This window comes from Marivirga sp., from assembly GCF_024636815.1.
Taxonomy (GTDB): domain Bacteria; phylum Bacteroidota; class Bacteroidia; order Cytophagales; family Cyclobacteriaceae; genus Marivirga.
This window is the reverse complement of sequence record NZ_JAGXGF010000007.1, coordinates 1-25,457: the sequence shown is the minus strand read 5'-3', so window position 1 is coordinate 25,457 and position 25,457 is coordinate 1. Positions and strand designations below refer to the sequence as shown.

Genomic DNA, 25,457 nt, shown 5'->3' with positions numbered 1-25,457 from the left:
TAATTTATTGCTTAAAAAAAGGCTGCCAATTTTGGTAGCCTTTTTTTATGTCTGAATTTTATTTAAAACATAATGAATTTTTTCATGTAATATTTTGTATTAGTTTTGGCTAAAATTAAAATATTTATGAATAAAGATTTATCAATCTATTTAATTGGTATATGTTTAAGTTTATTAGCAAGTGTTTATATACATACCCAATATGGTAGTATTTCTACTAACATTGATAACATTGACACTGATCAAAAGAAGGAAAATAATTATTGGTCAACTAAAAAGTCAAAAGTAAAATCAGGCGAAGATACCTACATGAAACCTGATGGATTTATTGAATACTTTAATTCCATTTCTAAAAGAGTAGACCAGGAAACTTCTGATTATATTAACGGTTATCGATTTAAAGAACTCTCAAAATCAATTAGTTCATCTGCACAGGCAAGAGTTGCCAACCTAAATGCCGAATTTAAATCCAGGGGACCAGGTAATGTAGGAGGTAGGACACGAGCAATTGCAGTAGATCCAGCTGATAACACTAATTGTACTTGGATTGCCGGTGCAGCTAGTGGTGGATTATGGAAAACTGTAAACTGTGGTGAAACCTGGGAGAATATTTCACCCGCCTTACCTAACTTATCTACCAATTCTATAGCCCAAGCTGCCTCAAATCCAAATGTAATTTATGTTGGAACTGGTGAGGTTTTTGCAAGAAATTCGAGCTTCGTAAGGGGGGAAGGAATCTATAAATCCATAGATAGAGGAGCAACTTGGAATTTTTTACCCTCTACAGTTAATGATGATTTGTTTCAGTCTGTAAACAGAATTCAAATTGATCCAAATAATGAAAATATTGTTATTATAGCTACTAATGAAGGTGTTTTTAAATCTATTGATGGTGGTAATAACTGGACTCAAACATATAATTCTCCTGATGGGACAGGAGCAGCCTATCGTGCCGTACAAGACTTACAAGTAGATCCTTCAGATTTCAATATTCAATACGCAGGCGTAAACGGATTAGGGATTCTAAAATCAACTGACGCAGGTACATCTTGGAATTTATCATCTGCTGGTATTTCTGAAGGTGTAAGGTTTGAAATTGCTGTGTCATCCAGTAATCCTAATATACTTTATACTTCCACATTTTCAGGTTCAAATACTTTACTGTATTATTCAGAAGATAAAGCTCAAAACTGGGTATTAGTAGATGACCCAGACTATAATACCAATTTTTTAGGTGCACAAGGTTGGTATGATAATACAATTGCCATTAATCCTTATAATCCTTATGAGGTTTTTGTTGGTGGTGTAAGTATTGGTAAATATGTAATTGATCCTAATAATATAGGAGAGTCAGATAGACGATATTTGGGAACTGATTTTGAAAATACTGAATTTCTTTCTTTTGTTAACTTTGGAGCTGACTTTGAAAATGGAACCATAAATATTTCAACAGGCAATCTAGAACCATCACAAAATCCTATGACTGTTGAAATTAGGTTTGGTGGACTTAATAGCCAAAAAGCTCATAGATTTACAGTTCCAGCTGATGGTGGTACTAATGGTGACGGTGGTGCAGGAATTTCTGAATCTGATTATACATATCAAGATTATATAGATGTTCCTTTTGAAGTTTGGGATATTGAAAATAATCGTCAATTAATGGTCTCATTTAGAGACCAGGAAAGAAATGGAGAGTTCAACTTAAATCCCAGAGATGATACTAATGATCCCGATCTTTTAACGGCTCGAGAATATTTGTATATTCATGATATTGCCTATGATCCAAATACAGCCAATTCAAGTATTACCGATCAAGCTGGAGGTATAGCTTATGCCAATATGTATTACTTTTGGCCCATTTTAGCTAGTGGGGCTAATTGGGATCCAGCATCATTTAATAATGCCATTATGAGGCTTAATTATGGCTCACAATTTGTTGCCGCTGCTTTGGCTGTGGCGGTTTACGATGCTTATGGAAGTTATGAAAATCAAAACCAAAATAATCTTCACCCAGATCACCATCATTTAACCTTTATAAAAATGAATGATGCGAATGAAACTTTCATGATTGTAAATGGTAATGATGGAGGATTAGGGATTTCTACTGATAATGGAGAAGTAATTACGCAAATTACTGATGGATATGTAACTACTCAGTTTTATGGAGCTGATAAAAAGCCTGGTGAAGAGAAATATATTGGAGGTACACAAGATAATGGGACATGGGTATCTACTTCAACTACGGTTGATGAAACTAATGCTTATAATTTCGTGATTGGCGGTGATGGATTTGAAGTGTTATGGCATCCAACTGATACCGATTTAGTATTAGGAACCATTTATAATAATCGCATAAGAAAATCTACAAATGGTGGTCAATCATTTTCAGCTTCTGCTAGTGGAATAACGACAGATGATGGGCCATTTATCACAAGATTGGCAGGGTCGAGTGAATCGCCTAATACAGTCTTTGCGATAGGAGGTATTGGTGTTTATAAAAGTACTGATTTTGGTAGTAGCTGGACTATAAAGACAATAGATAACCCTGCTTGGGGAGGGAATGCAAGCGCAAATGATTTAGAGGTGTCTTTGGCTAATAGTAATATAGTTTGGGCTGGAGCAGGAATGGCGGATTTCAATTTTCAACTCAAATTCTTTGTTTCTACAGATGGTGGTGAAAGTTTCCAGCCTGTTAATAATTATTCAACTTTACCCAATGCCTTTTCAACAGGTATTTATACACATCCAATAGATGAAAATACTGCTTATGCATTATTTAGTCGTGCTAATTTTCCTAAGATTCTAAGGACCACAGATCTGGGCCAAACTTGGGAAGATATTTCTGGATTTGAAGGTAATAATGGGGTAAGTAATAGAGGTTTTCCTGATGTATTTGTACATAGCTTGCTAGTAATGCCATTTGACACAAACGTTATTTGGGCAGGAACTGAAATAGGATTATATGAATCTCTTGATGGAGGACAAAGCTGGAATATTAGAAATGACATTCCATCTGTTTCTATTTGGTCTATGAAATTAGTGGATGATGAAGTCGTATTTGGAACTCACGGTAGAGGTATTTGGACAGCTACTATTGAAGAATTGGCTAAGACTAACCTAAAGGTAGATGCTTTTAGTTATTTGGGATATGGAGATGCAGATATTTCTGTTGATTTACCAGTCAGGTATGACCAAGTAAAAGTACTTATAAACAATGTAGAAGTAGCCATTCTGGAGGCGCCTGCATCTGGAATTAACACTGTATCAATTACTGATTTTTATGAAAATAAAGGTGCTGATATTAAAGTTCTGGGGACACTTGGAAATGAAGTATTTGAATCTGCTATTTTTACTCTTGATGAAATTGATTTAGCTCCACAGATTTTAAACTTTGAAACTTCAATTGATGGAGATATTTACCCAGTTCTGATAGAATTAGAGAATAATGAACCTTTTGATAAAGTTGAGGTATATTTTGGGGATAAATTGGTTCACACGGATCAGCAAGTTTTGACAAAAACAGATGAAAAACGTATTATCAATTTTGATTATGATAAAGTAGAAAGAAATACCCTTCACATAAGGGCTTACATTCGTGATGAAGTTTATATTTCAAATGGGGGTTCTGAAATTATTACTTCCAATAATCAGGTGTCAGATGATGATATAAGGGTATTTCCTAATCCTACATCTAATTATTTAAATATCTCATCTAAGGCAAATTCAGTCCATGATGTTAAAATTTATAGCACAAATGGAGTTCTGATTGATAAGATTACAGTGAATTCTTATGCTAAAAGTACACAAATAGATTTAAGATCATTAACTCAGGGAAGTTACTTGCTTCAAATTTTGGGTCAAGATGGTAGAATGGTAAGTAAAAGAATTGTAAAGGACTAATGAGAGGGATATTATTAATATTTTTGATCAGTATAATTGGAGGTTGTGCCAAACAAAGGGCTACCTCTTCTAACTATTCAATGAAGAACTACAAGAAATTGGCTTATGAAAGTCTGGATTTTGTGCCTGTAGAATTTCATAAAAATTCTAATAGTGATTTTGTATTGGCTACTTTATATAAAAATGAAAGTAATGTGACTGATGCAGGAACTTTAAGATATGTTATCATTAATGTATCAGAAGAGAAAGTCGTGAAAAAAGGGGTAATACCTCAAGGTAAGATCAACTGGATCTCAGAGTATGAATTAGAAATTTTTAGTCCACCGGGTATCCCTAAAGATCAAACTGAAACAGTAGATGATTATAAAACTATTTATAATGTTAATACCGGGAAAACATCTAATAAAAAAGGAGCGAATTATTAACGCTCCTTTTTTACTTAGTACAATTCTATTGTAATATAAAATCTCTAGTTTCTTTAATGATTCTCTTATAAACTTCAGGTAAACTTTTTTCCTCCCAGGGATGAGCTGCACCAAAAACATGGTTTTCATTTTCAAAAATCACTAATTTAGTATCAGGTTTCCATTCTTTTATCTCATGGGCCATAACTATCGGAAGTGTCTCATCTTCAGTACCGTGGAAAGCCAGTAAAGCTTGCTGCATTTCTTTTACAGCCTTCGGAATAGATAATCTGTTAGGTTTATTTAAAACGTCATCATAAAGTTGTACATATAAAGGCATCATTTGATTTGTTCTGCTATTCTCGATATATTGGACTCCTTTAGCTCTCCATTCATCCAAAAAGCTCTGCGGCCACCTATTACTCAGATCATTTATGGCAGCTAGTGTGATGACTTTCTTTATTCTTTCGTCTTCTCTAGCTTTCAATAAAATTAATCCACCACCTCGACTATGTCCCATCAGGTTAAGATTTTCTAAATCGAGTTCCTTTTCCGGTACTATATTAGATGATGAAAACAGGTAATCAATGCTATCTTTTAGATCATCTAATTCTATTGTAAAGTTATTATTCCCAAATGCTTCTAAATCGGCAAAATCAGTTAGTTGCTCTGGAGTAGTGCCATTATGACTTAAATTAATTTTCATAAAGACGAATCCATTTTGAGCAAATTCATTTGCCATCAAATTAAATACTCCCCAATCTTTAAATCCTTTAAAACCATGAACAAAAAGGATTAACGGTTTCTTATCTTTGCTAGGAATGTATCTAATATCCCCCGTAATGGGCTTATTATGAACCGTACTTGTAATAATTATATTTTCTTGAATCATTTTGATTAATTGAATTGCTTAGATATTCATTTGGTAGTAATATTGCACACTCATGGGGAGTAAAATTAAAGAAATACAATCACCAATAGCCAATGAAATGGCAGAATTTGAAATAAAGTTCCGCCAATTCATGAAAAGCAAGGTTTATTTGCTTGATAAAATTATGGGCTATATTGTGAAAAGAAAGGGTAAGCAAATGCGACCTATGTTTGTATTTCTTTCAGCAGGCGTCCACGGACAAATTAATGAAGCTACCTACAGAGGAGCTGCTTTAATTGAACTATTACATACAGCCACTTTAGTTCATGATGATGTTGTGGACGATGCAAACTACAGAAGAGGCTTTTTCTCAATTAATGCGCTTTGGAAAAATAAAATTGCCATTTTGGTAGGAGATTATTTACTCTCTAGAGGTCTTCTTCTTTCAATTGACAATGAAGACTTTGATTTACTTAAGATTGTGTCTGAAGCGGTGAGAGAAATGAGTGAAGGGGAGTTGCTTCAAATTGAAAAAGCCAGAAAGCTCAACATTACAGAAGATATTTATTATGATATCATTAAGCAGAAAACAGCTTCCTTAATTGCTTCATGTTGTGCTGTCGGTAGTCGTTCTGTAGTTAAAGACGATGATGTTAGTACCAAAATGAAGCTCTTTGGTGAAAAAGTTGGAATGGCTTTTCAAATTAAGGATGATTTGTTTGACTATGGTTCTAACGATATCGGTAAACCGCTTGGCATCGATATCAAAGAAAAGAAAATGACACTGCCTTTGATTTATGCATTGAATAATTCTGATAAGTCAGAGCGAAAGCATATCATCAAATTAATTAAAAATAAAAGTGATCAAAACTCTACTGTAAAGACGGTGGTTAATTTTGTAAGGGAGAAGAATGGGATTGCCTATGCAGAAGAGGTCATGCAAAACTATTATGATGAAGCAATGAAGATCATTAAAGACTTCCCCGAATCAGAGTATCGTAAGTCATTAATGGATTTGGTGAAATACACCATTGAAAGGAAAAAGTAGTCTAATCTAATTTAAATCTCTGAATATGAGAACTAGCAATAGGCTTTTCAGCAAATAGCGCTTTGGTAGCTGGCCATACTTTTCCAAAAGTATCTGAATGTCTATACTGATTTAAATCCTTTTCACTTTCCCATAAACTGTAAGTGCTGAATACATTGGGTTGGTCTTTATCTTGCCAAAGTTCTAAGTGTTTACACCCATCTTGATTACGAATAGCGTCTTTATTCTCTTCAAAAATTTTGATAAAGTCATCTATCTTATCTGATTGAAAAGTCATTTTTACTATTCTAATGAGCATAATTTTAAGAATTTAAGGCCGACAATTTGCCGGCCTTTTATGGGGTTTATTTTCTTTTAAGTACTTTTTCAACTGCTGCAACAATGTGATCAGCATCAAGTCCATATTTCTTCATCAATTCCTCAGGTTTTCCGCTTTCTCCAAACTGATCATTAACTGCAACAAATTCCTGAGGTGCTGGGTTGTTCTGTGCTAATACTTGCGCCACAGCGTCTCCTAAGCCCCCATTACGTTGATGTTCTTCAGCGGTTACCACGCAACCTGTTTTAGCCACTGATTTTAAGATAGCTTCTTCATCTAATGGTTTTATAGTATGAATATTAATCAATTCAACACTGATTCCTTTTTCTCTCAAAATTGCTTCAGCCTCGATAGCTTCCCACACCAAGTGTCCTGTGGCAAATATGGTTACATCAGAACCTTCAATCATATTGATGGCTTTACCAATTTCGAATTTTTGGTCATCTGCTGTAAAGACCGGAACTTTTGGTCTTCCGAATCTTAAATAGACAGGACCTTCAAATTCTGAAATAGCTAAAGTTGCAGCCTTTGTTTGGTTATAATCACATGGATTAATCACGGTCATATTCGGCAACATTCTCATCATTCCTATATCCTCTAAAATTTGATGTGTAGCTCCATCCTCTCCTAAAGTAACACCGGCATGAGATGCACAAATTTTTACATTCTTTTCAGAATATGCGATTGACTGTCGAATCTGATCATAAACCCTACCAGTAGAAAAGTTTGCAAAAGTACCAGTAAAAGGGATTTTACCGCCTATTGTCATTCCCGCTGCCAAGCCCATCATATTGGCTTCGGCTATACCTGTCTGGAAGAACCTATCAGGAAATTCTTTTTGGAATGCTCCCATTTTTAACGAGCCAATTAAATCAGCACACAATCCAACAACTTGATCATTTTTTCTCCCAGCTTCTAAGAGACCATCGCCAAATCCTGAACGTGTATCTTTCTTTTCTGTAAATGTAAATTTAGTTTCTGCCATCTTACTCTTATTAGTATATTTTAATATTTAGGGTCTGCCCTGATTGTATGTTGAATTCTTTAATTTGAGTGTATTTACTGCCCATTGCTCTGTCAGAGCGAAATACATATTTATATTTGCCTGGTTGAATTCCGAAACTTGATTTCCCTCCTCTTAGATCAAGTTTTTTAATCCATGTTTGTCTTCCATCCTCATCAATGGAATATAAACTACCAATTCCTTTGCTACTATAGCTAATATTGACTCTTCCAGGTGCAGGCAGGTCAATACTTTGAGTTTCTCCTTGTTTTAATTCAATATTATTAATTTTAATTTTCGGTAAAGTTAATATCTCTAAATCATACCTTCCTATCAAATACTTTTCTTCTGATCTGACTGTCTGTGTATTAATAATTTCTGATTGAGAGGATTTCCTCACCAAAACCTGAACATTACCGTCATACTCAGTAGTATTATCTTGACTAACTTTTAAATTTCCTTGTGGAGTTTGGATTTTGATCACATTGTGCGTTCCACCTTTTAAGAAAACATTCCTTTTTACAACTGGAGGTATTGTATTCACTACAACATCATAGCTTAAAACAGGATCTACTTCAACTGTGTCAGGCTTGCCATTTTGATCTCTGAAATGGATAAAATCAAATTCCGATATACCCGTAAATGTATTGATAAAGGAAACATTTACATCAGTTTCAACTGCTCTTCCATTTTGATCCAATAATTCCACACTCGCAGTAGTTTTGCTCAAGGATTGGCTTAAAATGCCATTCAATACGGATTGGAAGGCATTTATATTCTTTGCATTGTAATATTCACCCATGCAATCAAACTCTGAAGCGAATTTTTCTTCCATCCCTAAGCCAATGACAAAGGGCCTTAAGAAGATATCTTTTTTCTGCAATTCTAATGAAACAGCACAGGGATCGCCATCACAAGATTCTATACCATCTGTTATGATGATGATGATATTTCTATAATTATCATCTTTTGGGAAATCCTTAGCGGATTGTAACAATGAATAGGCAATAGGGGTAGTTCCTCTGGGATATATATATTTTAATCTATCAATTATGCGGTCATTGTTGTTCGGTGCAAAAGGGATTTCCAACTTTGTATCCTTGCAATTTCGTTCTTTGGCAGGAGTTAAGTGTCCATACGGTCTTAGTGCTAATTCAATCTTATCATTAACTCTTAAGGAATCTACTAAATCAGTTAATACACTTTTTGCGGCATCGATTCTTAATTCATTGCCCCATGGAGCCAACATACTTCCTGATGCATCAAACAAAAATAGAATTCTTGTTTTTTCAGGAATGCTTTGTTCCACTCTTTGCGATTTTGCATTGTGCAACACAAAGATTAGAAGTAAGGACGATATGATGATTTTTAATTTCATTCAATCAAAATAAGCATCAGATATATCAATCTGACGCCTTTTCTATGATTTAGTAATCTCGCAGTGTTTCTTCCAATTGTGATAATGCATCAGTTAGTTGTTCATCATTAGGAGCGACACCATGCCATGTGTGAGTTCCTACCATAAAGTCAACACCAAAGCCCATTTCTGTTTTCATTAAATTTAAAACAGGTTTTCCTTTTCCGGTTAAACTTTTAGCATGTTCCAATGATTTAACAATTTCTTTCATATCATTGCCATTGCTTTCTATCACTTCCCATCCAAAAGCTAGCCATTTAGCCCTTAAATCTTTTAAATCCATTACTTCTGAAATAGGGCCGTCAATTTGCTGACCATTATAATCTACCGTAGCAATGACATTATCTACTTTATGGTGAGCTCCATACATTGCCGCTTCCCAGATTTGACCTTCTTGCAATTCGCCATCACCCATCAATACATAAACTAAATTATCTTCATTATTTAGTTTCTTCGTTTGAGCAGCTCCTAGAGCGGCAGATAAACCTTGTCCTAATGAGCCGGAAGCTATTCTGATTCCAGGAAGATTTTCTTCCGGGGTAGGGTGTCCTTGCAATCGACTATCAATTTTTCTGAAGGTATTTAATTCTGAAGTTTCGAAATAGCCACTTCTAGCTAAAACGCTATACCAAACAGGCGAAATATGACCGTTCGATAGGAAAAATAAATCTTCATTTTTTGCATCCATGTTGAAATCAACATTATGCTTAAGTATATGAAAATATAGTGCTACAAAAAAATCTGTGCATCCTAAAGAGCCTCCTGGGTGACCGGAATTAACCGCATGAACCATTCTAAGGATATCTCTTCTTACTTGAGAAGCTGTTTTTTCAAGCTCTTGTATGTTTGCCTGACTTGCCATTGATTATGAATTTAAAATTTGTGCTGTATGTTCTTTTGTCTTTACTTTCTCGATAATATCTTCAATTTTACCATCTTCATCTATAATAAAGGTAGTGCGAAGTGTTCCCATATAGGTTTTTCCGTACATTTTTTTCTCACCCCAGGTGCCGTATAAATTATGAACCGTATGGTCTTCATCTGCTATAAGCGGAAATGGTAAATTTTGTTTTTCTATAAATTTTTGATGTGATTTTTCTGAATCTTGACTAACACCTAAAACTATATAACCTTGTTTTTGAAGTTCTTCATAATTATCTCTCAAATTACATGCTTGAGCAGTGCAACCAGGTGTATTATCTTTTGGATAAAAGTAAAGTACTACCTTTTTACCTTTGAAATCACTCAATTTAATTTCATTACCGTTCTGGTCTTTGGCATTGAAATCAGGTGCTTTATCTCCAATATTTAATTCCATTGTATTTATAGTTTAGTGATATGTTCTGTTTCATTTCCGGCATTATCTTTTACTTTCAAAACAAATTCACCGGTCTTATTCATTTCATCATTAAGCCAATCTATCCATATCAGATTATCTTTAGGTTCGTATTTCAATAAAACCCATTCACCGTCTAAATGTGCTTCAAAAGATTTAATTCCTGACAGTTCATCATCAATTATATAGCTGTACTTATTGGTCCCCTTTTTAACCAAAGGAGGAATACTGTCTGTTAATATAGTATAATTAGCTAATTCTCTGGTACTGAATTTAATTTCCTCATCTTGCCATTCACCACCTTCAAATGAGAAGTTGCCGAAATCATCTGTTTTGTAAACATGGCTTTTATCTTTATTGTAATGATTCATCAAAGGAGATAATTCAACTTCTATTGAGCTTTTTAGGGGAGAGGTGATTGGACCTAAAGAGAAAATTTCAAGTGAATCATTGGTTTTGATTTCATAATTTGTTTCTAAATAAAGCGTGTCAAATAAAGAATAAGGACTAAAATTAATATCCATCTTTTCAGTTGAGATGGTTTTATTTTCTCTAGGAAAGACTTCATGAATTGTTCTCAAATTTAAGCCTTTATCACAATTTAATACAGATTCAGGAATTCCATTTTTTAAATTCCACAAATAAACAGCAGTATTATATAAATAATATTCAGGCTTAAGCGATTCGATTTTTTCACCTAAGTTCAGGTTGAGCTCTTCACTTTCATCTTTGCAATTGGAATCTGTATATACTTTTAATACATTTTCTTCAATTGTGTAATCAATTTCATCTAATTCAAACTCCAGGGATTCAGCCAGGAATTTTATAGGTGCTTCTCCTTTAATGAATAATTCTAAAATGCTCATATTCCCATAAGGATCGTACATTTTTATTTCAATATCGTAGAACTTTCCTTCTTCAATTGTAAGCGTGCCATTATTCTTCAACGTCTCATAAAAATTTAGCTGATTTCCGTCATCAATATATAATTTATGATATCGTGGGCCTGTTGTTATTTTGACATCATATGGGTAATGAACTAAAATATGTCTTTGTAAGCTAAAACTCATGACATCTATATTTTGCTTGAAATGAGTTTCGCCATTTACGTTTACTTCTATAATACTAATTCCATTTTTATTAGCCGATCCATTTAATTTATCATGGCCCCATAACTCTAACCCAACTTCACCTAGTGCTTTTACAGTGTCTATAGCTTTATAATTAAATCCAGTTCTGTTAAGTTTGATATCAGTCCTTTTAAATTGATTGAATACTCTGGCATTAAGATTCATTGGTCGGATAGTAAATCCTTGCAAAATAGGAGGGATGTCGTCCCTTACTTCATCAAAACCATAGTGAAGTGGGTTTAAAACTCTTTGCTGTGAATCTCTTATTTCAAAGTGAAGATGAGGACCTAAAGAACCACCAGTATTACCAGAAATCCCGATGACTTCCTGTGATTTAAAAGCGAATTGATAAGGCTGTGGAAATAATTCTATCTCAAATGTTTGCTGTTTATATTGCTCTTTTTTAACAAATTCTTGGATCTCAGGAGCAAACTCATTTAAGTGAGCATAGACTGATGTGTTTCCGTCAGGATGTAGCATATAAAGTGCATTACCATAACCATAAGTAGAAACTTTTATTCTAGTGATATACCCTCTTTTGGTGGCATGCACAGGCTCTCCGATCTTTCCACCTGTTTTGATATCAATTCCGGCATGAAAATGAGAAGAACGCAATTCCCCCATAGTGCCTGATAGGAAATTGGTTTTATTTGGACGGATTGGGAAAGTGTAAGGGTCAGAATTTTGAGCTAGCGCCCCAAGAGGTAAGCTGAGTAAAAATATTATTAATGTTATTTTATGTTTATTTAACTTCAAAATCCAATAATTTTTGATTTTCAATATAACCCTCCAATTTATCACCTATTGATACTGGCCCAACGCCTTTAGGGGTACCAGTAAATATAACATCTCCTGTTTTTAAGGTGAAAAATTTTGATAAATATGAAATGATATAATCAATAGGAAACAACATTAATGCCGAATTTCCTTCTTGTTTGAGTTGACCATTTACTTTTAATGAAAAATTAACGTTTTGCAGGTCTTCAAATTCTTTTTTCTCTAACCAATCTGATATGGGCGCAGAACCATTAAACCCTTTTGCAATATCCCAAGGTAAGCCTTTTTCTTTAGCTTTCGATTGTAAATCTCTAGCTGTGAAATCAATTCCCAATCCAATTTTATCGTAATATTTATGAGCATGTTCTTCTTTTACGAATTTACCTTCCTTACAAATTCTAATAATTAACTCCACTTCATAATGAATATCATTGCTGAAAGGAGGGTAATAAAAAGGATCATTATTTATTAGAAGAGCAGTATCAGGTTTAGTGAAAATCACAGGCTCATCAGGTCGCTCATTTTCAAGCTCTTTAATGTGATCTCCATAATTTCTTCCTATAGCCAGTATCTTCATTCGAGAAATTTTATGCAAAAATATGTTTTCTTTTAACTATAAAAATGAAAGCTACGTTAAATATTATAAGAAATCTTTTAGATTGTATTTAATGGGTTTTAAACGGTAATATTACCATTTACTCTTTTAATAAATTGATTATGAAAAAAATATTGAGCTTAATTATTCTGGTTACATTTCTTATCGCGTGTAAGAAGGTTCCTTTAACTGATCGAAATCAATTTAATGTGATTCCAAATAGTCAATTAAATTCTTCAAGTTTCGCATCTTATAATCAGGTATTGGAAGAAAGTACACTTTCAAATAATACTGGACAAGTTAATATGGTTAAGGATGTAGGGGAAAGAATTAAAAAAGCAGTAGAACTGTATTTGAATGAAAATAAATTGGAAGATGCCACAAAAGGCTTTAAATGGGAGTTTAACCTTATTGCAGAAAATGTGGTGAATGCATGGTGTATGCCAGGAGGAAAGGTTGCTTTTTATGAAGGGATTTTACCTGTTTGTCAGGACGAAGCTGGGATAGCGGTTGTAATGGGACATGAGGTAGCTCATGCTATTGCTAAGCACGGTGGAGAGCGTATGAGCCAAGCATTAGTTCAGCAATTGGGTGGAGTGGCATTAAGTGTAGCCCTTCAACAGCAACCAGAGCAGACTCAAGCATTAGCCATGGCTGCTTACACTGGCGGAAGCACTGTTTTGGGTGTTTTACCATTTAGTCGTCTGCATGAATCTGAAGCTGATGAATTGGGTATTAAATTCATGGCACTGGCTGGATATGATCCTGCAGAAGCCCCCAAATTTTGGGAAAGAATGAAAGCTCAATCAGGTCAGGCACCTCCTGAGTTTTTAAGCACTCACCCAAGTAATAAAACTCGAATTAAAGACTTAAATAAACTTCTTCCAGAGGCTAAAAATTATTATGCTAAGAGTAATAAAGTGACCAACAATCCTATTCCAAACCTAAGTGATATTTCAAATACTCAGGAAAAAAGTACTAAAACAAAGACTGAAATAAAAATGAAGATTGATAATTAATTAAAGCTGGAATTTGATTTTATTCAATTGATTAAATAACAAAGGCGCAACTCAATATTGCGCCTTTTTAAATTTTGAGAATTAACCTGCATTAATTAATCAAGCGAATGGGATCCGTTTGGATAGTATTACTCCTATTACCCTCCCTGTCCAAAATATATACTTCCAAATACATAGGATAATCTCTAAATATTGCTTGAAAACCAACACTCTTCATTTCATAGGTTAATGAACCATTTAGTGGTCTATTATAATCTTCAGTATTTAAAATAGGAAATCTCCCATGAAATGATTGGTAAAAACCAGGCTCGGATTCCCATTCAAACTGCACAAAGTCATTACGGCCAGGGGGTTGATAATAAAAATCCACATAAATATTGAAATGACGTTCATTGAAACGTACCAAAATAGTGTCATTTACTATTATTGTGTCATTTACTTGAATTGAATCAGAAGCAATGTAATAATCATAGAAATTAAATGGAGGAAGGTCTGGAGAACTACCAAAGAATATTAATTTGTTTTCTTGATTTAAAGGGATATCAAATAAATGGTATGGAGGTTCAATTTCGCTATTTCTAAGACCTAAATCACCATTACCATCCTCAAAGGAAATTGTCACACTAATAACATCTTGATTTAGTGGTTGTCCACTTGCAGAAGTATCAGTGATTTGACTGAATTCAATGTTCTCATATTCAATACTGGGAACATCTTCAAATTCAGGTGGTGTAGGGCAAGCAGTAAGGATTGTTAAAAATCCTAGAATAATAATCGAATTAAATATGAGATGCCGTGCCTTATTTTTAATTTTGTATTGCATAATTTTTATAAAAATGTCAGAAAGAGAACGCTTATTAAAGCAATTTGATGCCCTAAATGTTGAAAATTTTCAAGATTTTGCTTTAGCGCTGTTCCAATACCAAAGTAAATACAATTTAGTTTATAAAAAATACATTGATGCTTTAAATATCAATGCTGATTCTATTAATGACTTAAGGTCAATTCCTTTTCTGCCTATAGATTTTTTTAAGCTACATACAATTCTTACTCAATCTGAAAATTTTCCAGAATATGAGGCTGTTTTCGAAAGTAGCGGAACTGGTTCAAGAGTAAGCAGTAAACATTATGTACCAAATCTAAATCATTATTTAAACCACGCTCAGAATTTATTTGAAAACTACTATGGAAAGCTTGATGATTATATAATTTTAGCCCTACTGCCTTCTTATTTGGAAAGAGAAGGCTCATCTTTAGTAGCTATGGTGGATGATTTTATAAAAAAGACTAATTCAGCGGACTCCGGATTTTATTTATATGATTTAAAAGAGTTAGTTAAAAAAGTAGAGAAGTTAAAGGCAAATAACAATGGGAAGAAAATTATTATATGGGGCGTAAGTTTTGCTTTATTGGATCTGGCAGAAAACTATAAAGTTGATTTTTCTGATTGTATTATAATGGAAACAGGAGGGATGAAAGGCAGGAGAAAAGAGATAACAAGAGAAGAACTACATCAAATTTTATGTGAAGGATTGAATGTGAATGCAATCCATTCTGAATACGGCATGACAGAATTATTATCACAAAGTTATAGTAAAGGCAAAGGTGTTTTTCAGCCTTCTTACAGCATGAAAATAATGGTCAGGGAGGTAAATGATCCTTTTGATATTAAATTTTATGATAAAAGAAGTGGAGGATTAAATGTTATTGACTTAGCCAATATTGATAGTTGTGCTTTCATTGAAACCCAGGATGTTGGAATAGTAAATAAAGATGGCAGCTTTCAGGTTTTAGGGCGATTCGATAATTCAGATATTAGAGGCTGTAATTTGATGGTGTTTTAAGTATTCAGTATCAAGTAGCTAGAAAATCACCTCAACACTTCAAAACCTCAAAACCTCAAAACCTATACACTTAACAACTCCCTGGCACTTTGAATAGCTGATTCACTTGGATTATCTCCACCTATCATTTTGGCAATTTCTAACGAGCGCTCATTATCGTTTAATAATTTGATTTTACTAACCGATTTTTCAGCAGAATTATCCTTGAATACAAAATAATGTTGATGGCCCTTGGCTGCTATTTGCGGAAGGTGGCTAATAGTAATCACTTGATGATTTTCAGCCATTTTTTGCATCATATTGACCATTTTAATGGCTACCTCCCCAGAAATTCCTGTGTCAATTTCATCAAAAATAATGGTAGGCATCGCTATTTTATCGGCCATAATATATTTGATGGCAAACATTAAACGTGAAAATTCACCTCCTGAGGCAACGTTCTTTAAATTTTGTGGAGCAACCCCTTTATTAGCGCTAAATAATATTTTGATATCGTCAATTCCACTTTTATCATGTGTCTTTGCTTGATTATCAATTTTAACAACAGCATCCTCCATTCCTAAGCCGGCTAATAAATTACGCAACTCATTTTCTAATTTTTCAAAATGATTAGTTCTCTGTTTGCTTATTTCCTGCGCTTTTTCATTCATTTTCGCATAAGCTTCATCTACTGCTTTTTGCAGTTTTAACTCACTTCCTTCTGCATCCTGTACGGCTAGTAATTTCTCCTCCAACTCATTTTTTATGTTAAGTAGATTCGCAACTGAATCGACATGATGCTTTTGTTGTAATGAATATATTAGGCTTAACCTTTCTTGCGTTTGTTGCAGTTCTTCTGGTTGGTGTTCGAATTCATTAGCCGTAATTTCCAGTTCTTTTGCAATATCCTGAATCTCAATAAAACTGCTGTTTAGTCTATCGGATAATTCCTGAAAATCCTTACCGTAAGATTGAATAGCTTTAAGACTTTCGGTTGCTTGATGTAAATTATGAATAGCTGCAAATTCTTGCCCATCAACTAATTGATAAGCTTCAGATAATTTTAGTTTTATCAATTCGCCATTTTCCAGCAACTCTAGTTTTTCTTCTAATTCTTCTTGCTCATCAGATCTTAGCTGTGCTTTATCCAACTCATCAAAAAGGAATTGATTAAAATCTTTTTCTTGCTGCATTTGAGCAGCACTATCCTTAAAAGTTTGCAAGCTTTTTTTAGCTTTTGTGTAATCAGAAAATAAGGATTGGTAGTCTTTCAAGCTTTTAATCGTACCCGCATATGCATCAATTATTTGTAATTGAAAATCCTGATCACCGATTAAGAGGGTTTCATGCTGTGAATGAACGTCCATCAAATAATTACCAAGATTTTTAAGAATATCTAAAGTAACAGGGGTGTCATTAATAAAGGCTCTTGATTTTCCGCTGGCACTTATTTCTCGTCTGATTACGCATTCTTCATCATAATCGAGGTCTTCTGATTCAAAAAAGGAGTTTAAATTGTACTGTGCTATATCAAATATACCTTCTACTACGCATTTGGTATCAGAAGAATAAAGCACCTTGGTGTCAGCTCTTTTGCCTATCAATAAACCTACAGCACCTAACATGATGGATTTACCGGCTCCTGTCTCGCCAGTTATAGTATTAAGGTTTGGCGATGGGTTAATATTAAGTTCTTGAATTAAGGCGTAATTTTTAATCAAAAGCTTTTGAAGCATATTGGCACTATGTTTTTATTAGCAGGGCTAATTTACTTAAAAATTATGGATAGTAAATTCTTTAGCTTTCAGCTTTCAAGATTTTTTTAAAAATTAATATGAATATAAATGTGGATTAGGATATGTTATTTTATCATGACTTCGTACCTCTCAGAATTAGCGGGAGCTATTTCTCTCATGATTTCATAAGCTTTTCTTCTAATTGCTAAATCACCTTCTGTAAATATCTGTATAATTTCTTCAATTTTAGATTGAATCAAGAGGGTTACAAAAGGGGAATTAGGATTGAGCTTATTTGCTTTTTGAATATTTTCTAGTGCTTCCAATATTGATTTTCTTGCTTCCTCAGGATTTGTTTCCATCATGTCCAAACCTTTCCTATAATAAAGATATAAACTCTTACGTACGGGTTCCAACTGGGCATTTAATGCTGATTGTACAAGTGAATATTTGCTGTCAATATTACCAAATTGCTCCCAGCCGGGTTTAAAACCTTGCTGATTAGCTGACCTCGCAATATTTAAAGCTTCATCATAATATTGTTGTCCTCCTAATTCTGAAAAGCTATCAAAGTCCATTCCCAACAGGAAATTGGCATAAAAAGCTAAAATACTGACAAGGTTATCATTAAAACTATTCTGAGTATAAACTAGAGGTTGGGATTCAGTGTAATCGAAATTTAAGTTTCGGTCAGCAATATTAATCATGACGGATTCATAATTACTATTATAAATTGGCCTAACAGATTGAACTTGCATTTGTGCTTGAAATCTGCCTGTTCTAGGGATTTCGGTTATGTTAATAGCCATTATACCTTTCACTCTTTCAAATAACTCTACTTCTTCCTGTATCCATTTCGTCTCATTTATAAATTGACGAAATGAGTTTTCCATACTGGTGAATACGCGTGTTTCTGAAGTATTGGCTGCAGTAGCATCAACTTTTACTTGAAAAAATAAATCCTGAGCAATAATAGAGTTGAGAGTGAAAATGATTCCAAAAAGGGTCAGGATGATTTTATTCATTTTTATTGCTCAATTTATAAATTTGATTCAAAATTATGTTTGCTACCTCAGTTTTAGCGATAAGTTCTGATTCTTCTAGCAATCCATTTTGGCCATAAATATTCACTTTATTGGTATTATGACCGAAAGCTGCATTTTTATCTCGCAGACTATTAAGAACGACTAAATCGAAGTTTTTATTTTTCAATTTCTTTAAAGCATTTGCTTCTTCATTTTCAGTTTCTAAAGCAAAACCTATATTCAATTGATTTTTTTGTTTTCTTTCACCTAATGTTTTAGCTATATCAATGGTTTTTTCCATTTCTACAGTCATGCCCTCTGTTTTCTTTTTAATTTTTTCTTTAGCTATTGATTTTGGTCTGTAATCTGCAACTGCTGCAGCAAAAACTGTGATATTTGCTTCTTTATAATGTTTTTCTGTTTCCTCGTACATTTCCTGTGCAGACTTTACTTCTATAAAATTAGAAATCTTAGAAGGGGCTTCTAAGGCTGAAGGTCCTGAAATCAAAGTGACAATAGCTCCTTCTTTAATAAAAGCGTTCGCTATTGCATAGCCCATTTTCCCGGATGAATGATTGCCAATAAATCTTACGGGGTCTATGGCCTCATGCGTAGGACCTGCTGTGATGACTACTTTTTGACCTTTAAATTTTTTTTTTACGGAAAGAATGGATTCTATTTCCGTAACTAAAATTTCGGGTTCCTGCATTCTTCCTTGTCCATCCAGACCACTAGCTAATTCCCCTGAAGCAGCATGAATTATTGTATTACCAAATGATTCAAGTTTTTTAAGGTTTTCAGAGGTTGTGGGATGCTGGTACATATCCAAATCCATTGCAGGTGCAAAAGCTATGGGGCATTTTGCTGATAGGTATGTGGCTAACAAAAGATTATCACAAATTCCATGTGCACATTTAGCCAATGTGTTTGCTGAAGCAGGAGCAATTATAATTAAATCTGCCCATAAGCCTAATCCAACATGATTATTCCATTCGCCAGCATTGTTTTTAGTAAATTTTGATAATACAGGATTATGGCTTAAGGTACTTAAAGTCAAAGGTGTAATAAATTCCTTAGCATCATCAGTCATGATGATTTGCACTTCAGCACCTGCTTTAACCAATAAACGGGTCAATATTGCGGTTTTATAAGCTGCAATACTACCCGTTATTCCTAAAATTATCTTTTTACCCTGGAGCATTCCTAGGCTTATTTACCTTCCTCTTCTTCTCTTTTTCGGTAATAAACTTTACCTTCTAGAAATTCCTCCATAGCCATAATGGTAGGCTTAGGCATTCTTTCATAAAATTTTGAGATTTCTATTTGCTCTCTGTTTTCAAATATTTCCTCTAGATTATCAACAGTAGAGGCAAATTCAGCAAGTTTATTGCTCAACTCTTCTTTCACATTGCTTGAAATTTGTCGAGCTCTTTTTGACGCCACCACTACCGTTTGGTAGATGTTATCAGTTTCTTCAACTAATTTAGATGTGTCTTTAGTAGTTATTGATGGGTTTGCCATAATTATTTATGTATTTAATATTCTAATTTGTTCTAAGCTGTCCTCGTAAATTTTTTCAGCTTTCTTTTGATATTTACTATTCTCGTATGTATCTATAAAGTTTTCGTAAAATTCAATTGCCTCCAAATATCTTTCTTTTTTTAGAGAATAAATACTTACTTCAGCTAATTTAAACATTGCTTCTATTTCTAAATACCTTATTTCCTCTGTGAATTCAGAACCTGGAAAATCATCCTGGAAGTTATCAAATTCCACTAAAGCAGCTTTAAGATATTCTCCTGTCATGAATTTTTTAAGGTCATAATATAGTAAAGCTTTTTCGTAGGCTTTTCGTTCCAATTTTGAACGTAATTGACCTAAGGCTGCATCAGCTTTAGGTACAAATTCAGAATTTGGAAATAGGTTTATAAATCCTTGTAAGGCAGTAATAGCTTCTTTTGAGCTGGCCTGATCTAGATTATATCTTGGTGAATCTTTAAAAAGAGAATATCCAAACATAAACCTGGCTTCTTCAGCAAATTTACTTCGATTGAATGTATCGTAAAAAGTCTTGAAATAATGCGAAGCTAATAAATATTGCCCTTGATAGTAATAAGTGTAACCATAATAAAAGTTAGCGATTTCAGCTTTTTCAGAACCTTTAATAATAGGTAAAATCTGTTCTAAGAGAGCATTAGCTTTATAGTATTCCTCCTGTTCATAATAGCTTATGGCAGCGTCATACTTCTTTTCCCAGTCATCGCTTTTCTGTAATTTTCTAAAATCACTACAGGCGGTTGTGAAAAGTGTAAATAGTGTTATTATTAATAAATTTCTGTACGAATTTCGCATAAGGGTGCAAATATACATTTGTTTTATGGAATGAACAATTTTTTATTGCTAACGAAAGCAATTCTTGAAGATTGGATTATTAATTATTTTTTTACAATTAATTTTCTTGTAGCTAAACCCTCATCTTTTATAAAGAGTGTGTAGAAATAAACACCGGGATTAAGGTTTTCTGTGCTAATGTTTAATTTGTTTTCGTCAGGGCTTAAATCATAACTACTTACAATACTACCTAGCACATTTTGAATAGTGATTTTTGCTTCAGTTTCATAAGGATTTATGCTGTATTCCATAATAGCATTTTTTATGGCAGGATTAGGAAAAAAACTATTCACTGTAATACCTCCTTTTTCATAAAAAATATCCTTGGTCTTTTCTTCAGTAACCTTTAGAGATATTTCTTTTTTCACAATATTATCCACTTCCAGATCTATGAATTCCACATAAGCGATAGTATTTAAGTAGGATAGCCCCCCGTTAAGTGTGACTTTTAAGTCATTAGAAATACTATTTGCAGGAATATTGAGAATAAGCGGCTCTCTATTTGTGCTACATTCATTATTATAACAAATTGTGAAGGTGCTTCCGCCTTGAATCTTATCAATATTTTGTTTGATCTTTATTGATTTTTTAGAATTACTGAAATTCTGAATTTTAAAGATTTTAGTATTTGATTTTTGATAGCTAGTCGTGATCTCACCATTGAAATCTTTTATCATAATATCCTGAGACCACAAGGAAGTGGTAACAAGTATTGATAAAAATATGGTGAGAAATAATTTCATAAAGCATTATTAATTTGACTAGTAAAAATAGGATTTTATTATTGTAAAATCTAATGATTAATAAAAAAATATGACGTGGAGATAATATTTTTTTATAAGGAACGTTAGCTGTGAGTTTTAGTTTTCGGATTCCAACTTTATATCATCAGGTAATGTAGGTTTTTCTTTATCGGAGAGTATAGTTTTGCCGGGAGCGTATTTGCCTAAAACATCAATCAGTTTAGGTTTTTTTTCTATCTGCCAATTAAAGTCTTTTAGTCTGGTTTCGGGTTCTGCTATTTCATGGGGTGGTATAAATCTTCCTTCAGGATCTGTATAGAATGTAATATCATTCATTTCCCCATTTAGAAATTGAATTTTCATCGAGCTACATAATACCTTATTCATACCTATAAGCTCTAAAGTTTCTTCGTCTACTGCAAAATAAATACTTTCACCATTACCCTCTACTAAGATTCTATCCATCTCATCGTTTTTCAAATATGCTGTCATATTTCGACCTTTAATCTGGTTAAAATTCTTCACGGTATCTTGATTGATGGTAAAGGCTCTATTTCGCATATTGAGTTTGTCCATTTTCCCGTTTTTAATTTCCATAGAAATGGTATCGGCAACTATTTGATTTCCTTCACTCCATAGAATTGGGTCGTGATAAAAGAAAATCATGGAATCTTGCATCATATAGGCCATTGAATCTGCGACTCCTTGCATATCTAATTTGTAGATTTTGACATTATTGTATGCTAAAAGCCTACTGAGGGAATCATATTCTGAATCAATGGAAATCAAAGTATCTGCTGTCAAGTATAGCGTGTCATTATCCACCATCTGCTTTAAGACAGGGTTTCCCCAAATTTTAGTAATCCCTTGCTCTTTTTTTGTAGCGGCTTCTTCTCCTAGTATTATAATGTCATTTTCCTCAGAAATTACTTTTACATTTCCTTTGGCTTTTGATTCTTGGGTTAAATCATCAAAATAGAGTTCATCCCCAAAAATTTCGTAAGATTCTGTTGTGATCTTTCCTGCAGTATATTGAGCATTTTTCTTATCAGTATAGAATTTACCTCCTTTGGCCGCATCCACAACTTCTCCATTTTTCATAATTGTTTTGGTGGGTCCATAAGTGGTAGCTATTTTAGTGGTACGGTGGTAAAATAGAGTATCGGTTAGTAACTGATACTCTGGATTAGTTAAATCTACATCTTTATAAAATTTGATCAGGTCTTCAGCATTGACAACAAAGCCTTCCCTGGCGATAAGCGTAGTTTCATCATCTACTAATTTTCCTCCATTGAAAAAATGACCATCTTCAGTGGTCATATAATAGTCCAGATAATTCGTGGTCATTCTCATGTCTCCATCATCATAAACCACATTATTTCTTAATTCCGCTTTATTTTCATCTATATAATAATTTAATCTTCTTGAGGTGATGTCAATAGTGTCATTTTTGGTCACGACCACGTCCCCAAAAACAATCATAACCCCTTTTTTGTCGTAGTAGAGGGCAGAATCCCCAGTTATTTTTATGTTTTCCTTTTCAATATCAAACCACACCTTTTTAACCAAGCGTGTAAAGCTGTCTTTTCCTTTATTGATGGTTTCTGAATATCCTTCAGAGCCATATTTAACACCATTTTTTTGGGCATTTACGCTTATGGATAAGATTAGGAAGAAACAAAGGACTAAAATTCGTTGGAAGTTCATACATTTACTTTTGATTGCTTTTATCAGCAAATTCTGTGCAAATCTAAGTAATTTCATAAAGAAATATGTTAAGCGCTTCGTTTTTAGAATTTATTAAGAAAGAAAAACTTTTTAAAAAGGACGAACATTTGCTTTTGGCAATTAGTGGCGGACTCGATTCTGTTGTTTTAGCACATTTACTAAGCCAAAATCATTTTAGTTTTTCCTTAGCTCATATGAATTTTCAACTAAGGGGAGAAGATTCCAACAAAGATGAAACCTTTGTGAGGAAATTGGCTAAGCAATTAAATGTTAAGATTTTTGTAAAAAGAGTTGATCTAGATTTAGATGCTGGTTCTACTCAAATTCAGGCTAGAGAATTGCGCTATAATTGGTTTGATGAGTTGATGTTAGAACATTCATTCGATAAACTCTTAACCGCTCATCATGCTAATGATTTATTGGAAACTGCTTTGCTTAACTTGAGCAGGGGGACAGGAATAAAAGGCTTAAGAAGTATTTTGCCTTTACAAAATGGAATAGCAAGACCTTTACTTTTTGCGGAAAAATCAGAATTGGAGCAATTTGCTCACGATAATTCATATATATGGCGAGAAGATAGTTCTAATGCTTCCGATCATTATACAAGGAATAAAATCAGACATTATATCATCCCTCAATTGTTGGAACTAAATCCTAATTTACTATCTGGCTTTCAACAGACAGCTTTACGCTTAAGAGCAACAGAAGAGGCATGGGATGAGAAATTGCAGGATATCTCTAAAAAATATTTTCATTTTAAAGGGGATGATATTGAAATTGATAAATCAATTTTAGATAAATCTCATGTTGTAGTTCATTTATCAGAACTATTGGCTGATTATGGCTTTCATTTATCGCAATTACAAGCATTTGACTTTAGCAGAGTAGGGGCTCAATTATTTGCGTCAAATTACGTTCTGTCTGTTGACAGAGATCAAATTTTACTCCATAAAATAACTGATAAACAGCATATTGAGTTCTTTCCGAGACAAATTGATATAAAGGCTAGTATAATCGAAACACCATTTGGAAATTTGAAGTTTGAATTCATAAATATACAAGAGGTGCATTTTAGTGAAAATCAAAATGTAGCCTTTATTGATTACGAAAGTATAAATGAGCCTATTGAAATTGATTTATGGCATGAGGGAGATAAAATTCAATCCATAGGGATGAAGGGGAAGAAAAAAATTAGTGATATATTGATTGATCAAAAGGTGGCATTACCTCAGAAAAAGCGAGTGATGATTTTAAAGTCGGGAGGGGAAATTGCATGGGTAATAGGATATAAATTTTCCGAATTATTTAAAGTTAATAATGATACCAGTAAAATATTAAAAATAGAATATGAAAGTTCTCAATCCATTTAAGAAGTCATACGACCATAAGCAAATGGTGCTTTTTAAGTTTTTAAAGGAGATTAAACTGTTTGAGCAATTAAGCTTTGAACAGTTGTCTCATTTCATACCCTTTATGCATATGAGGGTTTATAAAAAAGATGAGGTGGTTTTTTTTCGAGACGATCCCAGTCATGCATTATATCTCACACAAAAAGGAGAGATTTCTTTAACTATTGATATCCAGGACAGATTTGAAAGTTTGGGGATTCTAACTGAAAATAAATCTTTTGGGGATAATGCTTTAATTCCTGATGCAAGAAGAATCTATAATGCGGTGATAGCTTCTGAAAAGGCTCAAATATATGTGATTCCACAGATCAATATTTTTGAAATTTTTGATCATTATCCGAAGATAAAAGCGAAAGTTCTGGAGTCTTATACCCAGCAACAAAATGACTATATGGCTCGTTTATTTTCTACATACAAGACCAATTTCGGCTTTTTCGATTTAGGCCATGTATACGGAAAAATTTGATTAGTGATTCCATTTTTATTGAGCTGAATAATAAAACCTGAAAGGTATTTAAATAATTATTTTTGAAGAAAATGTTATAAATGGAACCTAGGTTTAAAGCTTTTTTTAAAGCTTATAATCACTTTAAAATTGAGCCAAAGAATAGCATTATTTTTTGTACTTTTGTGAGCGAGATCAAGATTGTTTAACTTATAAAATAAATAAAATGAAAGTTACCGTAGTAGGAGCTGGTGCAGTGGGTGCAAGTTGTGCCGAATACATTGCCATCAAAAATTTTGCAGAGGAAGTAGTATTGGTTGATATTAAAGAAGGTTTTG

24 protein-coding genes are annotated in these 25,457 nt (G+C 33.5%); 8 read left to right on the top strand and 16 right to left on the bottom strand.

Annotation, left to right across the window (positions count from 1 at the left end; genetic code table 11):
* Positions 1 to 126 precede the first annotated feature (126 nt).
* Positions 127 to 3,900, top strand: coding sequence for a T9SS type A sorting domain-containing protein (locus tag Q0L29_RS00720; RefSeq protein WP_296618345.1), 3,774 nt, complete (start codon positions 127 to 129; stop codon positions 3,898 to 3,900).
* An 80-nt stretch (positions 3,901 to 3,980) separates the two neighbouring features.
* The gene (locus Q0L29_RS00715) at positions 3,981 to 4,325 is read left to right on the top strand and encodes a hypothetical protein (RefSeq protein WP_296618344.1); all 345 of its coding nucleotides are present in this window, start codon (positions 3,981 to 3,983) and stop codon (positions 4,323 to 4,325) included.
* Positions 4,326 to 4,350: 25 nt separating this feature from the next.
* On the opposite strand, the gene Q0L29_RS00710 is transcribed toward Q0L29_RS00715, so the two are convergent.
* Positions 4,351 to 5,196, bottom strand: coding sequence for an alpha/beta fold hydrolase (locus tag Q0L29_RS00710; RefSeq protein WP_296618343.1), 846 nt, complete (start codon positions 5,194 to 5,196; stop codon positions 4,351 to 4,353).
* A gap of 52 nt (positions 5,197 to 5,248) precedes the next feature.
* Between Q0L29_RS00710 and Q0L29_RS00705 the strand changes: the two genes are divergently transcribed.
* Positions 5,249 to 6,223, top strand: coding sequence for a polyprenyl synthetase family protein (locus Q0L29_RS00705; RefSeq protein ID WP_296618342.1), 975 nt, complete (start codon positions 5,249 to 5,251; stop codon positions 6,221 to 6,223).
* Between the two features lies 1 nt (position 6,224).
* Here Q0L29_RS00705 and Q0L29_RS00700 read toward each other — a convergent pair whose 3' ends face one another.
* Genes Q0L29_RS00700 through Q0L29_RS00670 form a run of 7 tightly spaced genes read right to left on the bottom strand, consistent with a single transcriptional unit; the run spans position 6,225 to position 12,782 of the window.
* A complete protein-coding gene (locus Q0L29_RS00700; protein ID WP_296618341.1) occupies positions 6,225 to 6,521 on the bottom strand; it encodes a putative quinol monooxygenase in 297 nt (98 codons plus the stop codon).
* A 46-nt stretch (positions 6,522 to 6,567) separates the two neighbouring features.
* The gene (locus Q0L29_RS00695; protein WP_296618340.1) at positions 6,568 to 7,527 is read right to left on the bottom strand and encodes a transketolase family protein; all 960 of its coding nucleotides are present in this window, start codon (positions 7,525 to 7,527) and stop codon (positions 6,568 to 6,570) included.
* A 10-nt stretch (positions 7,528 to 7,537) separates the two neighbouring features.
* On the bottom strand, positions 7,538 to 8,923 hold the full coding sequence (locus tag Q0L29_RS00690; RefSeq protein WP_296618339.1) for a VWA domain-containing protein: 1,386 nt from the start codon (positions 8,921 to 8,923) through the stop codon (positions 7,538 to 7,540).
* A gap of 49 nt (positions 8,924 to 8,972) precedes the next feature.
* Positions 8,973 to 9,824 carry a transketolase gene (locus tag Q0L29_RS00685; protein WP_296618338.1) on the bottom strand — a complete coding sequence of 284 codons (852 nt, stop codon included), beginning with the start codon at positions 9,822 to 9,824 and terminating at the stop codon, positions 8,973 to 8,975.
* A 3-nt stretch (positions 9,825 to 9,827) separates the two neighbouring features.
* Positions 9,828 to 10,280: a thioredoxin-dependent thiol peroxidase gene (gene bcp / locus Q0L29_RS00680; RefSeq protein ID WP_296618337.1), complete on the bottom strand. Its 453-nt coding sequence runs from the start codon at positions 10,278 to 10,280 to the stop codon at positions 9,828 to 9,830.
* 5 nt (positions 10,281 to 10,285) lie between these two features.
* Positions 10,286 to 12,184 carry a M23 family metallopeptidase gene (locus Q0L29_RS00675; protein WP_296618336.1) on the bottom strand — a complete coding sequence of 633 codons (1,899 nt, stop codon included), beginning with the start codon at positions 12,182 to 12,184 and terminating at the stop codon, positions 10,286 to 10,288.
* Complete coding sequence (locus tag Q0L29_RS00670; RefSeq protein WP_296618335.1) at positions 12,171 to 12,782, bottom strand: fumarylacetoacetate hydrolase family protein; 612 nt, start codon at positions 12,780 to 12,782, stop codon at positions 12,171 to 12,173. Before Q0L29_RS00670 ends, Q0L29_RS00675 begins: the two co-directional genes overlap by 14 nt.
* A 140-nt stretch (positions 12,783 to 12,922) precedes the next feature.
* On the opposite strand from Q0L29_RS00670, the gene Q0L29_RS00665 reads away from it, so the two are divergent.
* The gene (locus Q0L29_RS00665) at positions 12,923 to 13,819 is read left to right on the top strand and encodes a M48 family metallopeptidase (RefSeq protein ID WP_296618334.1); all 897 of its coding nucleotides are present in this window, start codon (positions 12,923 to 12,925) and stop codon (positions 13,817 to 13,819) included.
* Between the two features lie 91 nt (positions 13,820 to 13,910).
* Here Q0L29_RS00665 and Q0L29_RS00660 read toward each other — a convergent pair whose 3' ends face one another.
* Positions 13,911 to 14,642: a hypothetical protein gene (locus Q0L29_RS00660; RefSeq protein WP_296618333.1), complete on the bottom strand. Its 732-nt coding sequence runs from the start codon at positions 14,640 to 14,642 to the stop codon at positions 13,911 to 13,913.
* A 13-nt stretch (positions 14,643 to 14,655) separates the two neighbouring features.
* Between Q0L29_RS00660 and Q0L29_RS00655 the strand changes: the two genes are divergently transcribed.
* Positions 14,656 to 15,663 carry an acyl transferase gene (locus tag Q0L29_RS00655; protein WP_296618332.1) on the top strand — a complete coding sequence of 336 codons (1,008 nt, stop codon included), beginning with the start codon at positions 14,656 to 14,658 and terminating at the stop codon, positions 15,661 to 15,663.
* 62 nt (positions 15,664 to 15,725) lie between these two features.
* Here the strand turns inward: Q0L29_RS00655 and recN are convergent, their stop codons facing one another.
* From recN to Q0L29_RS00620, 7 genes are all read right to left on the bottom strand, one after another.
* Positions 15,726 to 17,378, bottom strand: a complete 1,653-nt coding sequence (recN, locus tag Q0L29_RS00650; RefSeq protein ID WP_296618331.1) for a DNA repair protein RecN — start codon at positions 17,376 to 17,378, stop codon at positions 15,726 to 15,728.
* A gap of 125 nt (positions 17,379 to 17,503) precedes the next feature.
* On the bottom strand, positions 17,504 to 18,403 hold the full coding sequence (locus Q0L29_RS00645; RefSeq protein WP_296618330.1) for a DUF4835 family protein: 900 nt from the start codon (positions 18,401 to 18,403) through the stop codon (positions 17,504 to 17,506).
* Complete coding sequence (gene coaBC / locus Q0L29_RS00640; RefSeq protein WP_296618329.1) at positions 18,396 to 19,604, bottom strand: bifunctional phosphopantothenoylcysteine decarboxylase/phosphopantothenate--cysteine ligase CoaBC; 1,209 nt, start codon at positions 19,602 to 19,604, stop codon at positions 18,396 to 18,398. The genes Q0L29_RS00645 and coaBC overlap by 8 nt, the downstream gene beginning before the upstream one ends.
* Positions 19,605 to 19,612: 8 nt before the next feature.
* Positions 19,613 to 19,924, bottom strand: coding sequence for a DNA-directed RNA polymerase subunit omega (locus tag Q0L29_RS00635; RefSeq protein WP_296618328.1), 312 nt, complete (start codon positions 19,922 to 19,924; stop codon positions 19,613 to 19,615).
* A 6-nt stretch (positions 19,925 to 19,930) separates the two neighbouring features.
* Positions 19,931 to 20,755 carry an outer membrane protein assembly factor BamD gene (locus Q0L29_RS00630; RefSeq protein ID WP_296618327.1) on the bottom strand — a complete coding sequence of 275 codons (825 nt, stop codon included), beginning with the start codon at positions 20,753 to 20,755 and terminating at the stop codon, positions 19,931 to 19,933.
* An 83-nt stretch (positions 20,756 to 20,838) separates the two neighbouring features.
* Entirely contained in the window at positions 20,839 to 21,537 is a 699-nt protein-coding gene (locus Q0L29_RS00625) for a T9SS type A sorting domain-containing protein (protein ID WP_296618326.1), read from the bottom strand.
* Between the two features lie 117 nt (positions 21,538 to 21,654).
* Complete coding sequence (locus tag Q0L29_RS00620; RefSeq protein WP_296618325.1) at positions 21,655 to 23,301, bottom strand: OstA-like protein; 1,647 nt, start codon at positions 23,299 to 23,301, stop codon at positions 21,655 to 21,657.
* Between the two features lie 8 nt (positions 23,302 to 23,309).
* On the opposite strand from Q0L29_RS00620, the gene tilS reads away from it, so the two are divergent.
* From tilS to Q0L29_RS00605, 3 genes are all read left to right on the top strand, one after another.
* Complete coding sequence (tilS, locus tag Q0L29_RS00615) at positions 23,310 to 24,635, top strand: tRNA lysidine(34) synthetase TilS (RefSeq protein WP_296618324.1); 1,326 nt, start codon at positions 23,310 to 23,312, stop codon at positions 24,633 to 24,635.
* Positions 24,613 to 25,140 carry a Crp/Fnr family transcriptional regulator gene (locus tag Q0L29_RS00610; protein WP_296618323.1) on the top strand — a complete coding sequence of 176 codons (528 nt, stop codon included), beginning with the start codon at positions 24,613 to 24,615 and terminating at the stop codon, positions 25,138 to 25,140. The genes tilS and Q0L29_RS00610 overlap by 23 nt, the downstream gene beginning before the upstream one ends.
* A 205-nt stretch (positions 25,141 to 25,345) precedes the next feature.
* Positions 25,346 to 25,457, top strand: a 112-nt coding sequence (locus Q0L29_RS00605) for a 3-hydroxyacyl-CoA dehydrogenase NAD-binding domain-containing protein (protein ID WP_296618346.1), incomplete at its 3' end; no start/stop codon positions are given.

Excerpts from the sequence above, each read along its gene's own strand:
- Q0L29_RS00715 (WP_296618344.1), top strand. The coding sequence starts at position 3,981 with ATGAAGAACTACAAGAAATTGGCTTATGAAAGTCTGGATTTTGTGCCT.
- Q0L29_RS00660 (WP_296618333.1), bottom strand. The coding sequence starts at position 14,642 with ATGCAATACAAAATTAAAAATAAGGCACGGCATCTCATATTTAATTCG.
- bcp (WP_296618337.1), bottom strand. The coding sequence starts at position 10,280 with ATGGAATTAAATATTGGAGATAAAGCACCTGATTTCAATGCCAAAGAC.
- tilS (WP_296618324.1), top strand. The coding sequence starts at position 23,310 with ATGTTAAGCGCTTCGTTTTTAGAATTTATTAAGAAAGAAAAACTTTTT.
- Q0L29_RS00665 (WP_296618334.1), top strand. The coding sequence starts at position 12,923 with ATGAAAAAAATATTGAGCTTAATTATTCTGGTTACATTTCTTATCGCG.
- Q0L29_RS00620 (WP_296618325.1), bottom strand. The coding sequence starts at position 23,301 with ATGAAATTACTTAGATTTGCACAGAATTTGCTGATAAAAGCAATCAAA.
- Q0L29_RS00645 (WP_296618330.1), bottom strand. The coding sequence starts at position 18,403 with ATGAATAAAATCATCCTGACCCTTTTTGGAATCATTTTCACTCTCAAC.
- Q0L29_RS00705 (WP_296618342.1), top strand. The coding sequence starts at position 5,249 with ATGGGGAGTAAAATTAAAGAAATACAATCACCAATAGCCAATGAAATG.
- Q0L29_RS00670 (WP_296618335.1), bottom strand. The coding sequence starts at position 12,782 with ATGAAGATACTGGCTATAGGAAGAAATTATGGAGATCACATTAAAGAG.
- Q0L29_RS00695 (WP_296618340.1), bottom strand. The coding sequence starts at position 7,527 with ATGGCAGAAACTAAATTTACATTTACAGAAAAGAAAGATACACGTTCA.
- Q0L29_RS00690 (WP_296618339.1), bottom strand. The coding sequence starts at position 8,923 with ATGAAATTAAAAATCATCATATCGTCCTTACTTCTAATCTTTGTGTTG.
- Q0L29_RS00655 (WP_296618332.1), top strand. The coding sequence starts at position 14,656 with ATGTCAGAAAGAGAACGCTTATTAAAGCAATTTGATGCCCTAAATGTT.
- Q0L29_RS00700 (WP_296618341.1), bottom strand. The coding sequence starts at position 6,521 with ATGCTCATTAGAATAGTAAAAATGACTTTTCAATCAGATAAGATAGAT.
- Q0L29_RS00610 (WP_296618323.1), top strand. The coding sequence starts at position 24,613 with ATGAAAGTTCTCAATCCATTTAAGAAGTCATACGACCATAAGCAAATG.
- Q0L29_RS00625 (WP_296618326.1), bottom strand. The coding sequence starts at position 21,537 with ATGAAATTATTTCTCACCATATTTTTATCAATACTTGTTACCACTTCC.
- recN (WP_296618331.1), bottom strand. The coding sequence starts at position 17,378 with ATGCTTCAAAAGCTTTTGATTAAAAATTACGCCTTAATTCAAGAACTT.
- Q0L29_RS00630 (WP_296618327.1), bottom strand. The coding sequence starts at position 20,755 with ATGCGAAATTCGTACAGAAATTTATTAATAATAACACTATTTACACTT.
- coaBC (WP_296618329.1), bottom strand. The coding sequence starts at position 19,604 with ATGCTCCAGGGTAAAAAGATAATTTTAGGAATAACGGGTAGTATTGCA.
- Q0L29_RS00685 (WP_296618338.1), bottom strand. The coding sequence starts at position 9,824 with ATGGCAAGTCAGGCAAACATACAAGAGCTTGAAAAAACAGCTTCTCAA.
- Q0L29_RS00720 (WP_296618345.1), top strand. The coding sequence starts at position 127 with ATGAATAAAGATTTATCAATCTATTTAATTGGTATATGTTTAAGTTTA.
- Q0L29_RS00710 (WP_296618343.1), bottom strand. The coding sequence starts at position 5,196 with ATGATTCAAGAAAATATAATTATTACAAGTACGGTTCATAATAAGCCC.
- Q0L29_RS00635 (WP_296618328.1), bottom strand. The coding sequence starts at position 19,924 with ATGGCAAACCCATCAATAACTACTAAAGACACATCTAAATTAGTTGAA.